General features: G+C 47.3%; 11 protein-coding genes and 4 tRNA genes. 11 read left to right on the top strand and 4 right to left on the bottom strand.

What is annotated here, in order from left to right; genetic code table 11:
* Window positions 1-8: 8 nt before the first annotated feature.
* The 5 genes from pgsA to L1N97_RS10800 all read left to right on the top strand — a co-directional run bounded on the left by pgsA (window position 9) and on the right by L1N97_RS10800 (window position 1,115).
* A complete protein-coding gene (gene pgsA / locus L1N97_RS10820) occupies window positions 9-566 on the top strand; it encodes a CDP-diacylglycerol--glycerol-3-phosphate 3-phosphatidyltransferase (RefSeq protein ID WP_229585985.1) in 558 nt (185 codons plus the stop codon).
* Between the two features lie 142 nt (window positions 567-708).
* Window positions 709-784, top strand: a tRNA-Gly gene (locus L1N97_RS10815).
* 25 nt (window positions 785-809) lie between these two features.
* A tRNA-Cys gene (locus L1N97_RS10810) sits at window positions 810-883 on the top strand.
* A 34-nt stretch (window positions 884-917) separates the two neighbouring features.
* Window positions 918-1,004 (top strand) — tRNA-Leu (locus L1N97_RS10805).
* A gap of 35 nt (window positions 1,005-1,039) precedes the next feature.
* Window positions 1,040-1,115, top strand: a tRNA-Gly gene (locus L1N97_RS10800).
* Window positions 1,116-1,185: 70 nt separating this feature from the next.
* On the opposite strand, the gene L1N97_RS10795 is transcribed toward L1N97_RS10800, so the two are convergent.
* Entirely contained in the window at window positions 1,186-1,497 is a 312-nt protein-coding gene (locus tag L1N97_RS10795) for a hypothetical protein (RefSeq protein WP_236129793.1), read from the bottom strand.
* Between the two features lie 383 nt (window positions 1,498-1,880).
* Here L1N97_RS10795 and L1N97_RS10790 point away from each other — a divergent pair, with 383 nt between their 5' ends.
* From L1N97_RS10790 to L1N97_RS10775, 4 genes are all read left to right on the top strand, one after another.
* Window positions 1,881-3,005 (top strand): NAD(P) transhydrogenase subunit alpha, encoded by a 1,125-nt coding sequence (locus L1N97_RS10790; protein WP_236129792.1) that lies wholly within the window; start codon window positions 1,881-1,883, stop codon window positions 3,003-3,005.
* Between the two features lie 21 nt (window positions 3,006-3,026).
* Window positions 3,027-3,347 (top strand): NAD(P) transhydrogenase subunit alpha, encoded by a 321-nt coding sequence (locus tag L1N97_RS10785; RefSeq protein WP_226751470.1) that lies wholly within the window; start codon window positions 3,027-3,029, stop codon window positions 3,345-3,347.
* Between the two features lie 3 nt (window positions 3,348-3,350).
* Window positions 3,351-4,769: an NAD(P)(+) transhydrogenase (Re/Si-specific) subunit beta gene (locus tag L1N97_RS10780; protein ID WP_236129791.1), complete on the top strand. Its 1,419-nt coding sequence runs from the start codon at window positions 3,351-3,353 to the stop codon at window positions 4,767-4,769.
* 588 nt (window positions 4,770-5,357) lie between these two features.
* Complete coding sequence (locus L1N97_RS10775; protein ID WP_229585873.1) at window positions 5,358-6,446, top strand: AI-2E family transporter; 1,089 nt, start codon at window positions 5,358-5,360, stop codon at window positions 6,444-6,446.
* 37 nt (window positions 6,447-6,483) lie between these two features.
* Here L1N97_RS10775 and L1N97_RS10770 read toward each other — a convergent pair whose 3' ends face one another.
* The gene (locus tag L1N97_RS10770) at window positions 6,484-8,421 is read right to left on the bottom strand and encodes an exoribonuclease II (protein ID WP_236129790.1); all 1,938 of its coding nucleotides are present in this window, start codon (window positions 8,419-8,421) and stop codon (window positions 6,484-6,486) included.
* Window positions 8,422-8,652: 231 nt separating this feature from the next.
* Between L1N97_RS10770 and L1N97_RS17030 the strand changes: the two genes are divergently transcribed.
* Window positions 8,653-11,364, top strand: coding sequence for a putative bifunctional diguanylate cyclase/phosphodiesterase (locus tag L1N97_RS17030; RefSeq protein WP_236129789.1), 2,712 nt, complete (start codon window positions 8,653-8,655; stop codon window positions 11,362-11,364).
* Window positions 11,365-11,397: 33 nt separating this feature from the next.
* On the opposite strand, the gene L1N97_RS10760 is transcribed toward L1N97_RS17030, so the two are convergent.
* On the bottom strand, window positions 11,398-12,153 hold the full coding sequence (locus L1N97_RS10760; protein WP_236129788.1) for a pseudouridine synthase: 756 nt from the start codon (window positions 12,151-12,153) through the stop codon (window positions 11,398-11,400).
* A 133-nt stretch (window positions 12,154-12,286) separates the two neighbouring features.
* Here L1N97_RS10760 and L1N97_RS10755 point away from each other — a divergent pair, with 133 nt between their 5' ends.
* Complete coding sequence (locus L1N97_RS10755; protein ID WP_236129787.1) at window positions 12,287-13,252, top strand: aldo/keto reductase; 966 nt, start codon at window positions 12,287-12,289, stop codon at window positions 13,250-13,252.
* A gap of 66 nt (window positions 13,253-13,318) precedes the next feature.
* Here L1N97_RS10755 and L1N97_RS10750 read toward each other — a convergent pair whose 3' ends face one another.
* Window positions 13,319-14,950 carry an electron transfer flavoprotein-ubiquinone oxidoreductase gene (locus tag L1N97_RS10750; protein ID WP_229585878.1) on the bottom strand — a complete coding sequence of 544 codons (1,632 nt, stop codon included), beginning with the start codon at window positions 14,948-14,950 and terminating at the stop codon, window positions 13,319-13,321.
* Window positions 14,951-14,986 lie beyond the last annotated feature (36 nt).

Genomic DNA, 14,986 nt, shown 5'->3' with positions numbered 1-14,986 from the left:
ACCCTGTTATGTGGAATATTCCCAACCTGTTAACGCTGTTTCGTTTACTGCTCATCCCAGTATTTATCTATTTTTTCTACTCTGGTTTGGAAAATGCCCGTTTTTGGTCTGCTCTGGTGTTTTGTCTAGCGGCAATTACTGATGCGTTAGATGGCTATTTAGCCAGAAAACTGGAGCAATTTACCCCGTTCGGTGCTTTTTTAGATCCAGTCGCCGATAAGGTGATGGTGGCCACCGCCTTGGTATTAGTTGCCGTAGACATTAAAACCCTCTGGGTGATCATTCCTACTATTATTATTATTAGTCGTGAAATCTTTATTTCGGCGTTACGGGAATGGATGGCCAGCCTAGGCAAACGCGCGAATGTTGCGGTATCGAATTTAGGCAAATACAAAACTATTGCGCAAATGTTAGCGTTAATCGCTTTAATTTGGCAGCCAACATTAAGCTTATTGAGCTGGTTTACACCCGTTGGTATGTTAATGTTGTACATTGCGACTATCCTAACCGTGTGGTCGATGTATGAATATTTGCGTTCGGCCTGGGCGGATTTGTCGACAGTGTAACCAAGTCGCTGTTATTGTCAGCAAGTCAGTTACTTTTTAAGCAAACAGACATAAAACTAAAAATTTAATATTGACGGATTTATTTAAAACAGTAGAATGCGTCACGTGTTAAGGCAGATGGCCACGAAACGGTCATAGCAACGCGAGTTTAGCTCAGCTGGTAGAGCGCGACCTTGCCAAGGTCGAGGTCACGAGTTCGAATCTCGTAACTCGCTCCAATTCTTTAGAGTTGGCAGCAACAGTGGCGGGTTGGCAGAGTGGCCATGCAGCGGATTGCAAATCCGTCCACCTCGGTTCGACTCCGGGACCCGCCTCCATAACATGCTGTTTTAATACGTTTGAAAGTTGTCTGCCCGGGTGGTGAAATCGGTAGACACAAGGGATTTAAAATCCCTCGAGGGAAACCTCGTGCCGGTTCAAGTCCGGCCCCGGGCACCATTTAATATTGACCAGCAATATTAAAGCATCACATTGCGAGTTTAGCTCAGCTGGTAGAGCGCGACCTTGCCAAGGTCGAGGTCACGAGTTCGAATCTCGTAACTCGCTCCAAATTCAAAAAAAACCGCTTATCTAAGCGGTTTTTTTGTATCCGAAATATCGCCTTTTATATTAAGGCGTCTTAACGTTTACCTTCCAAAATTCGCACTATTTCTCTGCTGTGTTCAAATAATTCAATGATGGTGCCTTCAACTTGGATAGTAATAATGCCATCAGCATTCGGTCTTTTTAATACCGTACTACGACGATAATAATCATCATGTAGATACTGGCCAGCCGATAGTTTTTTTTGCCAACCAGGCGGTAAAGGTTGACCTTTTTCTAGCTTTTTCTCCAAGCCTGGTGGTAAGCCTTTATCGTGCTCAGGTTTGGCCATAGCCGAATGACTTAACAGTAAGGTAGAGATGGATAAGACGAACATTAACGTTTTCATTTGCATGTACCTTTCAACGTGTGAACTTTATTTATAACACCCGGGGCTTAACGCTACATTAACCATTGTCGCGGCTGTTGCGTGTTGGTTTGTCGAATGAGGGATAAACAAAAGGGTTGTTAAGCTGTTATTTGATTAAATATAACTGAACATCTGATGCTAAGTGCTAAGTGCTAAGTGCTAAGTGACATGGCAAGGATTTCAGCGAACAACCGCGACATACAGTCGTATCCTGTTGGCGTTTTTAGGCAACGAGGTTGTTGAGTTCAGCAGCGTTATGACAAAAGATAAACTAAACCTCAAAAACTTTTAATGCTGAAACACCGGTAAGTTTCTAAGTAAAGACTATACTCCTCAGACAGTTATCATTAGGAGTAAAGGATATGCCAATAAAGGTTGCCGTGCTGTTTGAGCGCAGGCCACATGAGAAACGGGTAGCGATGGTGCCTGCAGTGGCGGATAAGCTCGCGAAACTGGGTTGCAGTATCAGTATGCTAAGCGGGGCGGGTTTAGCCAGTAAGCTGCCAGACTCGGCCTTTAGTGCTGTGACTTTTGCCCAGAGTGAACAAGCATTACTCGCGGATGCCGCTATTGTGTTAGCGGTGCAAGCGCCCAGCGCTGAACTCATTACCTTGCTGCAACCCGGCACGATCTTACTCAGTTTTATTTATCCCAATAAAGAAGCGGCATTAACCCGCTTATTACGTGATAAACAGATCACCTGTTTCGCTATGGAACAAGTACCGCGCATTAGCCGCGCCCAAGCTATGGATGCTTTATCTTCACAAGCCGCACTTGCCGGTTATTATGCCGCCTTAATGGGCGCGACTAAGCTCTCGCGTATTTTACCGATGATGACCACTGCGGTTGGCTCTATTCGCCCGGCACGCTGTTTAGTGATGGGGCTAGGCGTTGCCGGTTTGCAAGCGTTAGCCACGGCCAGACGTTTAGGCGCTATTACCGAAGGCTATGACGTCAGGCCTGAAACCAAAGAGCAGGCCGAATCTTTAGGGGCTAAATTTGTGGATACCGGCGTTGATGCTCGCGGTGAAGGCGGTTATGCCCGAGAATTAACCGCAGCAGAAAAAGACAAGATTGCTGCGGTTGTCACCAAGCATATTCAACAAGCCGATATTGTGATCACCACTGCAGCCATTCCGGGGCGACTTTCGCCCAAATTGATCAGTAAAGCGCAAGTTGATGGCATGAAACTGGGCGCCGTAATCATTGACCTTGCCGCCGAGGGCGGCGGTAATTGCGAATACAGCGTACCGGGTGAAACCGTACTGCAAGGTCAAATTACTATCGCGGCCCCTTTAAATGTCCCCTCGATGTTGGCAGAGCATGCTTCTGAGTTGTACGCCAAAAACGTACTGAATTTACTGCAACTGTTTATTGTTGACGGTGAAATCGCCCTGAACTGGGAAGATGAAGTGTTAGCCAAAACGGTACTGACGCACGCGGGCGAGATCAAACCCGCTGCGATTAAAACCGCATTAGAACAATAAATATAGGCCTTGGGAGTTTTTATGGAATACAGCACCACTATTTTAACGGGCTTTGTCGCCTTATACATTTTTATGCTGGCTGCCTTTACCGGCTTTGAAATTATCGGCCGAGTACCGGCTATTTTGCACACGCCGTTAATGTCTGGCTCGAATTTTATTCATGGCATCGTTGTAGTGGGGGCGCTCTGGGCATTACTTAATGCGAGTTCATTACCTGAGCAGATCATTGGTTTTTTAGGCGTGTTATTGGGGGCCGGCAATGCTGCGGGCGGTTATGTCGTCACAGAGCGCATGCTGCAGATGTTTAAACCCTCAAGTAAAAGCCCTAAAGCCAAGGAGTAACACATGAATGCAGCTTTGTTGATTGATGCCAGTTATTTCGTTGCGGCGTTTTTGTTTATCTATGGTTTAAAGCGCATGTCGTCACCCTTAACCGCACGCTCAGGCATTGTGGTAGCCGGTGCCGGTATGGTGTTAGCGGTGTTGGCGAGCTTTCTCTACACGTTAGACGTGAACGAAGCCGCAAAACCGCATTTAAGTACCAACTTAACCTTAGCATTGCTCGCGCTGGCTATAGGTTTAGGTTGGGCTTGGCGCAGTGGTAAAAAAGTGGCGATGACCGAAATGCCACAAATGGTGGCGCTTTATAATGGCATGGGCGGCGGTGCAGCAGCGGCTATTGCTGCTATTGAGCTAATTGGCTATAAAACTCACGGCAGTATTTCACTGAGCCTAGCGGTGCTTGGCGGGGTGATTGGTGCGGTGTCGTTGTCCGGCTCATTAATTGCCTGGGCAAAACTCGATGGACGAATTAATGGCACCTTGCGTTTTAACGCGCTACAGCTGGTCAACGGCGGTTTGTTGCTGGTGTTGTTAGCCATGGGTGCTTATATCGTTTGGCAGGGCGGTGCGGTCAGCATGCCGGTGTTTGCGGTGTTTTTCGCCTTAGCGCTGGTTTACGGTGTGATGATGACCATGCCCATTGGCGGTGCCGACATGCCTGTTGTGATCTCACTGTACAACGCCTTTACTGGCTTAGCGGTTGGCTTTGAAGGCTATGTGCTGAATAACCCGGCGTTGATGATTGCCGGTATGGTGGTTGGCTCTGCTGGCTCTTTATTAACCTTATTAATGGCCAAAGCGATGAATCGCTCTGTGGCTAATGTGCTGTTCTCAAACTTCGGGGCAGCGGGCGATGAAGAACAAGGCGAAATGGCGGGTAGCCAAAAACCGATTGATGCAGGCGATGCGGGTATTAATATGCGGTATGCCACTAAAGTGATTATTGCCCCAGGCTACGGTTTAGCGGTGGCACAAGCACAACATAAATTGTATGAATTAGTGAAGTTACTGCAAGACGCCGATGTGGAAGTGAAATTTGCCATTCATCCGGTAGCGGGCCGTATGCCCGGACACATGAACGTGTTACTGGCAGAAGCCGGTGTGCCTTATGACATTATCTATGATATGGAAGACATAAATAATGAGTTTAAAGATGCGGATGTCGCCATTGTGATCGGCGCTAACGATACGGTCAACCCCGCCGCACGCAGCAACAAAAGTTCACCGATCTATGGTATGCCCATTTTGAATGTCGACATGGCTAAGCAAGTGTATGTGGTGAAGCGCGGTCAGGGTAAAGGGTATTCTGGTGTTGAAAACGCGCTGTTTTATGCCGATAACACGCAAATGGTGTACGGTGATGCGCAAAAGGTCATGGTGTCGATGATCCAAGCTATTAAGTCATTGGGTGGCGGTCATTAAACGCTGCTGACAACACACTGCGTAACCAGTCGTTGTGTGCTAATAACAAGCATCCACCGCTTAGGTGGGTGCTTGTTGGTCATTAAAGCCGCAACAAGTTGTTATTTTGACAGCGGCACGGTAAGGGATTAACGAGCGCGCAGCAGGCTAAGACTTGGGTAGCAGCTTGTTGCTAAACAAGCCCAACCAAAACCCCAATTCTAATACCATGCCTAGCACCACAAAAATTACTGCGCCACTCGAAAAGCCGTAGCCATAGCATATCAAAGCAGCGAGCAGTAAGCCGATAATCATTAAGGTTCTGTAGAGGGTTTTCATTCATTCTCGCTCTTGCAATAGTGTTGCTGTTTAACTTTAGAGGCTAGGTAGGTTTTCGTCAAATGGCCAGCCGTTGCCCCTTATTTTGAGACGTGATGAGGGGAGAAGTTGCACCGTCGCGCGACAAGTCGCAAAACTTTAGTCGCAAGCGGCTGCTTGTCAGTGCTATTTCACCCGTAAAGCAGTAAAGTAGCGCCATTATTGTGGCCAGGATCAAGGCTGCATTTCTAGGTGTCGTCAGCCCCTTGCGGGCAGTCAAAGGTGGTAAGCATGGCGCAAATTTTTAGTAATGAAGCGATCAGTCGCGTTTTGCTGTTGTTGATTTTAGCCGCTGGGGTGTTTTTCTTTATCGGTTTTTTGGTGCCGGTATTAGCCGCACTGATTATCTGCTTTGCCAGCTGGCCGCTTTATCAAAAATTAGTGCAGCGCTGCGCTGAAAACGTCACCTTAGCGGCAACACTGGCGCTAACGATAATGGTGTTAGGGTTAGTGGTGCCTTTAACGTTGGTGTTTTCTTTTGCGCTGCAAGAAGCCAAAACCTGGCTGCAATGGCTGGTGCATGCCAATCAATTTGGTGAGCCCGTGCCCGCTTGGTTAGCCGCCTTACCCTTAGCGGGCGAGTGGTTAGCAGAGTTATGGCAGGCGCACCTTAGTGCGCCTAATCAGTTGGGGCAATTTATCAGTGTGGTCACGGGGGAGCATCTCGGGGGTATTTCCCGCACCATTTTAACCATGGGTTGGCATACCGCAGGTTTTTTGCTGTCACTGTTGTTTATGTTAATTACCCTGTTTTTTTTATACAAAGACGGCGACAAATTAGCGCTGCAATTAGATACCGTGGGCGAGCGGATTTTGCCACAGCGTTGGCAGCGTTTCTCGCGGGTGGTACCGGCTACCGTCACTTCAACCGTGCTGGGTATGTCAATTATTGCCGTGGGTGAGGGCGTGGTACTGGGCGTTGCCTACTGGGTGGCTGGGGTGCCTTCGCCGGTCGCTTTTGGTGTGTTAACGGGCTTTATGGCGCTGGTGCCCGGCGGCGCACCGCTGGCCTTTAGTTTAATTTCGTTATACCTCGTTGGCACCGGTGCTACCACCGCAGGGATTGGCTTATTTTTATGGGGCAGTATCGAGCTATTTATTGTCGATAAAACCATTCGACCCACTTTGGTGGGAGGGCGAATTAAACTGCCGTTTTTACCCACATTTTTTGGTTTAATTGGTGGCGTGAAAACAATGGGTTTAGTGGGGTTATTTATTGGCCCGGTATTAATGGCATTGTTGGTGGCAATTTGGCGCGAATGGATCCGCGATGAAACCCAAAAAGCTCAAGCAGAAGAGCGTAATAGCTTATCTGAATGAGCCCTTGGGCCCGTCAGCAAATCAGCTGGCGGGTGTTTTACTCTGCGCTTTGCAGAGGTTTAACTAAAATGTTACCGGGTTCATTCAACTCATGTAACTGCACCTGCAGTTGCTGGCCTAACTCGTACAAGGCTTGCTCGGCAAGATAGCAACGGCCTTCTTCCCAATTTAATTTAACCGTTTCGCTACCCTGAGCAATTAAGCTGGCAGGAATAAAGGCCGCCGCGCCGTTTTCTAATAAACGCACACGGATCCCCGCCCGGTTAATATCAAATATCTCAGCGGTAAATGCTTGAGCTGCACCGAGTTGCGGCTGTAGATACAGATGATACAACCAATCGGCGATATCCCGTTCGGCTTTGCGCTGTACTTTGCGTTGATCGGCCAGATGTTGCGTCAGCTGTTCGGGGATCTCCGGCGCAGGCTGTTGCTGTAAAATGGCTTTTAACAAACGTTGATTGACCAGATCGCCATATTTACGGATCGGTGAAGTCCAGGTCGCGTATTGCGTTAATCCCATACCAAAATGCGGTGCAGGCGCAATACTCATGCCAGCATAGGCTTGAAAACGGCGTAAACGGCTTTCTAAATAGCGGGTATCTTGTTGCGTTAACCAGCGACGTAGTTGGCAATAACCGCTCAATTCAGCCAGTTCCTCGTGTGCGACAGGCGCGGCATGCTGTTGCAATAATTCAGCCAGTGCGCTGAGTTTGTTGCTGTCAAAGCCTTGATGTACGTTAAATAAACCAAAGCCCAAACGATTGGCCAGTAAGTCACCACAGGCTTGGTTAGCGGCGATCATCGCCTCTTCTACCATTTGATTAGCGATGCGCCGATGTTCGGCATGAATATGCACCACTTGACCGGCCTCATCTAATTCAAAGCGGTAATCCGGTTTATCTTGAAACACAATGGCGTGTTGCTGACGCCATTGTTGTCTGGCTTGCGTTAATAACTGCAGCTGCTGTAATTGCTCGGCTATGTCGCTATTATCGGGTTGCCAATCACCTTGTTGTTCTAAAAAGTCGGAAACCTGCTGATAATTAAGTCGCGCCTGCGAACAAATCCAGGCCAACGTAAACTCAGCCGGGCTTTGCAAAGCACCGTCAGTGGTAATGTGCATCGTGGCGACAATGGCTGGGCGCTTTACCCCTTGTTGCAGCGAGCATAAATCATCGGCAAGTTCGCGCGGTAACATGGGGATATTACGCCCAGGCAAATAGGTGGTAAAAGCCCGTTGCTGTGCTTGTTGATCTAAGGCAGAACCGGCGGCTATGTAAGCATCTGGATCGGCAACAGCAACTTGTAACTGCCAGCCATCAGCCACGGCTTGAACACTGATCGCATCGTCCATATCTTGAGTTGAGGCGTTATCAATTGTCAAAAACGGTAGCGTGGTGAAGTCTGTACGAGGCTGAGTATCCAGTAATGGCCATTGCTGATGAGCATCTGGCGCTCTTTTCGGTAATTCGTGCCGCGCTAACACAACCCACCAAGGCGCTTCTGGATCATCGGCTTTTGCCACTAACTCAGTAATTGTGGCCATAAAGCTCTCAGCGCTAAGCGCATGCTGGCTTAGCGTAGCAATCACCCAATCACCATTTTGTAACTCAGCGGCATTGATGCCCTCAGCTACTGTCGCTTTAAAAGCGTCTCGTAACAGTGGGTTGGCGGCCTCTACACTGAGTTTATTTTTTTGACGTTTAATCTGGCCAACAAAACTGCTTATGGCACTTTCTAACAATGCTTCAGGTTCAGCTTGGCTTTTCTCGCCCTCGGTGCGGATCACCGCGCGGATACGATCACCATGCAGTACCTTTTTCATTTGGGGAGGCGCGATAAAAACACTTTCTTTGTCGCTGATTTCTAAAAAGCCGTAGCTTTTTGCCGTTGCGCGAACGATACCTTCTTTAGTGGGTAACGTTTCTTTAAGTTGTTGTTTTAATTGAGCCAAAAGCGGATTGTTTTGCAGCATAAATAAGAACCTAAGAAATTAACCGCGCCACTATACGGTGTTAGGGCGCAGAAGCCAAGTTAAGCCCAAGCTATTGGCATCATTATGCCAGTGCTTTTGCGGATTAACGGGTTAAATCTTCAGCATATCCATAAATATCCTTGTTGCACCCTGTCAGGCACTGTGGTTACATGTGCTACACGTGTTTTATAGGCTAAACTCATAAGCCTATGCAGTTAAATGGTGTGAAGAGTGCCAGAAACTTGGAAAGTAAACGATAGTATAAGCCGTGCTTCGGCTGTAGTGTTTTATCTGCTGACTGCAGGTTTTTACACTATTATTGCGTTATTAGGACTGGTCGAGCACCTGTTTTTAGCTAAGCTTATTCTGCCTTTACTGTCATTTAATTTAGTTCTCGCCACCGCCTTAGTCAGCTTGGGGTTAACCGCTTTACTCTTCAACCGCCGCAAACTGCAAATATTTTGCAGCCTATTGATATTAAGTTTTATCAGTTATCTGTGGTTGGCTACTCGTCAAGGCCAGCTGCAAGACTTAAGTGGAATGCCATTACCCTTGCTGTCGGTGCTGCTATTGTTAGCGGCGGCCATATTAGTCTGTTCGCATACCTCGCGGGTTGGTCATTACCTTTGGCGCATTTTGGCTTTCATTTGTCTCGTGTATGGTTGCTACGCCCAGCTAAGCTTGTGGTTTCCGCAACTGCCTTGGCAAAATACCACGCCCTTTAGCTCATCCTTATTACCCATTATGCTGATTATGGTCGGGATTTCGGTTTGGCTAAAACAGCATTTTCAGTTGCAGGTCACGGGGCCATTAAGCCATAGCGCTATTGCTGCTATGTTAATGTTTCAAGCCGGATATGGTATCTGGTTTGCCTTAAGCGTGTTTGATGTACGCTATGAAACACACTTAGCCGAGCAAAAAGTGACTCGGGTGGTCAGCCAAGTACAAGCACAGTTAGCGTTTTCTGAAGAGTTATTTCAGCGTGCTCGTACAAGATGGCAGCGAGTTAATCCTGCTGAACGTTTGCAATTTATCACAGAAGATCTGTCTGCCATCACGGCTGCCTACGATGTGGTCTATGGGGCCGTTATTTTTGATCAGCAACAGCAAGCCGTGTTGATGACGGGTAAAGCCGCTGCGTTTCAAGAACAAGGTTTGTTCAGTAGCGAGGGCACTCGGTCGTGGCTGTTTTCTGACTCGGATCAGGAAGCCATGGCCATCAATCGTGCTTCTTTAGATAGTGATTCACCTATTATGATGTTGCGCTTAGCTTTGCCTGTTACAGACGCGTCGCCACAATTTTTATTAGTGCTGATTAATTTACAACAAGCGTTATTAGTGGATAACTCTGTGGGCGCGGCAAAAATCCAAATTTACCTGGAAGTATTACCCCAGTTGCTGTTTACCGCCGATGCCAGTGGCTTTAAGCGGGCGACCTTGGCTGATTTACAACGCCGTTATCCTTATCATCAACAAATTCAACCGGATCAAGCTAATTGGGGCAGTATTCCTTTTTATGTTTTTATTACCGATCTCACCGAGTTACAAGCGCGCAGTCGATTACATCAAATCATATTATGGGTATCGCTACTGTTCTGCTGCACCTTTATTTTAGCGGTTGATCGCACGCGTTTGTTGCGCCACGAAAAAGTGAAACTGTCTACCCTCGCTAAGTTTGATGATATTACCGGCTTATTGCGCCGCGATGCCTTTTATCAAGCGGTCGAGCAGGTGGTGATCCGTGAAAAGACGGCACCCGAAGTGATTATTTTTATTGATTTAGACGGGTTTAAACCGATAAACGACAGTTTTGGGCATGATGTTGGCGATAAACTGCTCTCAGAAATGGCGCTGCGTATCCGTTTGCTTTGTGGAGAAAAGGCTTTATTAGCGCGTTTCAGTGGTGATGAGTTTTTAGTGTACTTACCTGAATCTCCCGTTGAGGCCACTGAACAGTTAGCGAATGCGTTGTTACGCGCTTTATCTCAACCTAGCACAGTGACCGGGTTTGATGTGTATTTGTCAGCCAGTATTGGTATTGTGCAAAATCAAGAAGCCCATTGCAGCTCGCAATTATTAACCCAGCTTGCAGATGTGGCGATGAGTAATGCCAAACAGGCGGGGGGAAATACTTACCGTTTTTATCAAGATACCATGGCTGATAACTACCGCAATATTGTGGCTATGCGTAACAAGTTACAAGCGGCCCTCGATGCAGAGCAGTTACAGGTGTATTACCAGCCGGTGATTGAGTTCAGCACGGGTAAAACCGTTGCCATTGAAAGTTTAGTGCGTTGGCAGCATCAGGGGCGCTTTATCTCGCCCGTTTCTTTTATCCCGATTGCTGAACAAACCGGACAAATCATTCAGATCGGCGAACAAGTCATGAAGATGGTGCTGCGTGATCTGGTTGAAAACCCGGGTTTAGCCAAACTTAGCGTGGCGATTAATGTGTCAGCACAGCAGCTTAGACGTTATGATTTTGTGCAATTCTTAGCCGCAGTTTTAGCAGAATATCAGATTGACGCTGCGCGAATTTGTATTGAGTTAACCGAAAGCGCTTTATTAGAAGAACAAGGCCATACGCTGGCTCTGCCCAATCAGATTAAAGCCTTAGGCTGTCAGCTAGCCATTGATGATTTTGGTACCGGCTATTCTAGTTTGTCTTATCTTTATCGGTTGCCGGCAGATATTGTGAAATTAGATCGCTCCTTTACCCGCGATCTTACTCACGATCTTAAGCAACGTAAAATTGTTGAAATGCTGGTCAGTACCTGTAATCAAATTGGTAAAACCGTGGTGATTGAAGGTGTGGAAACCGCAGAGATGAGTGAATTGTGTCAACAACTCGGTTGTGATCGGGCGCAAGGTTATTATTATGCGCGGCCGATGCCGTTAGCAGACTTACTGACGTTTTTAAAGCGCCCTGCAGAGCAGGGCTAGGTATACAAGAAGATGACTGTTGCTGCGGCTCGGTTATTCTTCGTGATCATGCTGGGCGCTGGCGGCCACTTTGCTGGAATCTTGAACCAGTTGGTCCAGCATTTTAATTTCGATCGGATCGAGTAAGCGCCATTTGCCGGGTTTAAGCTCGGCTAAACGAATATGCATAATACGGATGCGTTTTAGCTTAACCACTTCATAGCCTAAAAACTCTGCCATACGGCGAATTTGCCGATTAAGCCCCTGCGTTAAAATGATCTTAAACGTATTACGTGAGATCTGGGTTACCTGACAGGGAAGGGTAACCGTGCCTAAAATGGGCACTCCCTGTGACATTTTCTTAATAAAGTAATCTGATATCGGTTTATTCACGCTGACCACGTACTCTTTCTCGTGGGCATTGCCGGCGCGCAATACTTTATTAACGATGTCACCGTCATTCGTTAAAAAGATTAAACCTTCAGAGGGTTTGTCTAAGCGGCCAATCGGGAAGATCCGCTCGGGGTACTTCACTGCATCAATGATATTGCCGGCAATATGCCGCTCAGTGGTACAGGTAATGCCTACCGGCTTATGATAAGCCAGATAAACCCGTTTGGGTTTTTCCTTTAAGGGTTGCCCTTTAATTAAGACAGTGTCAGCATAAGATACTTTCAGGCCCATTTCTGCCAATTGACCATTTACGGTGACATCACCAGCAGCAATGTGGGCATCGGCCTGACGGCGCGAGCAAAAACCGGTATCACTGATAAATTTATTTAAACGGTACAAGGTAGTTTCTTCGGTCATAGCGGTGTCGGTAAACAGTATTAAAAGTTATCTAGCGAGCTAGTGTAAGTGTCTGGCTTGGTTTGTACAAGGTTTTCACCGCCGCGCGTTCAGCTTGATTTAGCATAAGCCTTCAATTAATTGAGAATTCAGCATGACATTACCAATACATGACATTTTACCGCAAGCCAGCCGCATCTGTATGGGGTGTATGGGATTAGGCGGCGGTTGGAATGAAGCCGAGGTAAGCCTCGCGGCCGAGCAGCAGGCCTTTGCCGTAATAGAGACCGCACTGGAGAATGGTATTAATTTCTTCGACCATGCGGATATTTACAGTCATGGTAAAGCTGAAACGGTGTTTGGTCGTTATTTAAACGCCCATCCTCAGCAACGGGAGCAACTGTATATTCAGTCTAAATGTGCTATTCGCTTACCGCAGACGGGGCAAGTGGGTTTATACGATTGTTCTAAAACCGCTATCTTGCGCGCTGTTGAAGAATCGTTACAACGTTTACAAACCGAGTATCTCGATCTGCTGTTACTACACCGGCCGGATCCTTTATGTCAACCTGAAGAAGTAGCAGAAGCGTTCAACCAATTACAACAGCAAGGTAAGGTAAGGCACTTTGGTGTCTCGAATATGGGCTGGGCACAATTGCAACTGTTGCAGCAAGCCGTGACACAGCCGCTACGTGCTAATCAGTTAGAAATGAGTTTAGCAGCACATAACTGGCTAGAAGAAAGTGTTATGGTCGGTATGCCCGCCGCTGCAGGTCGACACTTTGGTTATGGCACCATTGAATATTGCCAATTGCATAACATTCAAATTCAAAGCTGGGGCAGCTTAGCACAAGGGCGCTTTAGTGTCGGTTATCCTGGGCAGACGGAAGCAGAAAGTGCGGTGTGTCAGCTACTGCAACAATTTGCAGCAGAATATCAATGCAGTACTGAAGCGATTATCCTCGCTTGGTTAATGCGCCATCCGGCACAGGTACAGCCGGTGATCGGCACCACCAATTTACAGCGCATTCGTGCTTGTGCCGAAGCGAGCCGTATTTTATTAAATCGCGAGCATTGGTATCAATTATATATTGCGGCCCGCGGCGAACGACTGCCTTAACAGCCTGGGTTGCATCAAGCAAAACGCCGCGTTTTACGCGGCGTTTTTTAAGGGCAATAAACATGCTTACATATTCGGGTAGTTCGGCCCGCCGCCCCCTTCTGGTGTCACCCAAGTAATATTCTGACTGGGATCTTTAATATCACAGGTTTTACAGTGAATGCAGTTCTGCGCATTAATTTGCAGTTTAGGATTAGCGTGTTCGTCTTCGATAATTTCATAGACTCCTGCCGGACAATAACGCTGTGCCGGTTCGGCATATTTGGCTAAATTAACCGTGATCGGAATGCTGGCATCTTTTAAACGTAGATGACAAGGCTGTTCTTCCTCGTGGTTGGTATTAGACAAATACACTGAACTTAAGCGATCAAAACTCAGCTGGTTATCTGGTTTCGGATAACTGATTGGCTGACACTCGCTGGCCAGTTTTAAACAGGCGTGATCCGGCATGGTATCGTGTAGGGTAAAGGGTAATTTACCTTGAAACAGGTTTTGATCCAGCGTGTTATAAACACCACCGAAGAAGGTTCCAAACTTGTGGATGGCAGCACCAAAGTTTCGCGCGCTATAAAGCTCTGTATAGAGCCAGCTGTTTTTAATATTGCTGGCGTAAGCCGTTAAATCTTGCCCACCCAAATCACCATTAAATAAGGCATCCGCAACGGTTTCGGCAGCTAACATACCCGATTTCATGGCCGTGTGATTACCTTTAATTTTGGCAAAGTTTAAGGTACCCGCGTTACAACCGAGCAGTAAACCACCTTTGAAGCTCATTTTCGGTAAGCTGTGCAAGCCGCCCTTGGCAATGGCGCGGGCACCGTAAGTCACGCGTTTGCCGCCACTAAGATATTGACGAATCACCGGATGTTGCTTATAGCGTTGAAACTCTTCAAACGGGTTCAGATAGGGGTTTTGATAATTTAAGTCGACAATTAACCCGACCACAACTTGCTGATCTTCGCTGTGATATAAATAACCGCCACCGCTGGCATCGTTTAAAGGCCAACCGGCAGAATGCACGACTAAACCTGGATGATGTTGATCGGCAGGCACATCCCAAATTTCTTTAAAGCCAATAGCATAATGTTGTGGCGCGCTGTCTAGATCCAATTTAAATTGGCTAATCAGTTGTTTGCCTAAATGCCCGCGGCAACCTTCAGCAAATAACGTATATTTTGCCTTCAATTCCATGCCGGGTGTGTAACTGTCTTTGGGTTGACCTTGGCGATCGACACCCATATCACCAATGATTATGCCAGCAACGGCACCGTCGTTCAGCAGTAATTCGCTGGCGGCAAAACCGGGGAAAATATCGACACCTAAGCCTTCAGCTTGTTCGGCTAACCAACGACACAAATTGGCTGCAGAGATAATAAAATTGCCGCTGTTATGCATGGTTTTAGGTGCGGCGATACCTGGTATTTTTCGGGCTTGCTCGGCGTTATTAAACCAGTAGATATCATCATGGGTTACCGGCGTTTTGAGCGGTGCTCCCAGCGTTTGCCAATCAGGTAATAATTCATTTAACGCTCTGGGTTCAAACACGGCGCCCGATAAGATATGAGCGCCCACTTCAGAGCCTTTTTCCACCACACAAACAGACAGTTCTTGAGCTGCGGCTTGCGCGCGTTGCATCAAACGGATGGCAGCTGATAAACCAGCTGGACCTGCACCGACGATGACAACGTCGTACTCCATTGCTTCTCTTTCCACTGAATACCTCTCTTGCTGCGT

This window comes from Rheinheimera sp. UJ63 (genome assembly GCF_021568285.1).
Classification (GTDB): domain Bacteria; phylum Pseudomonadota; class Gammaproteobacteria; order Enterobacterales; family Alteromonadaceae; genus Alishewanella; species Alishewanella maricola.
This window is presented reverse-complemented; position numbering and strand designations above follow the sequence as displayed.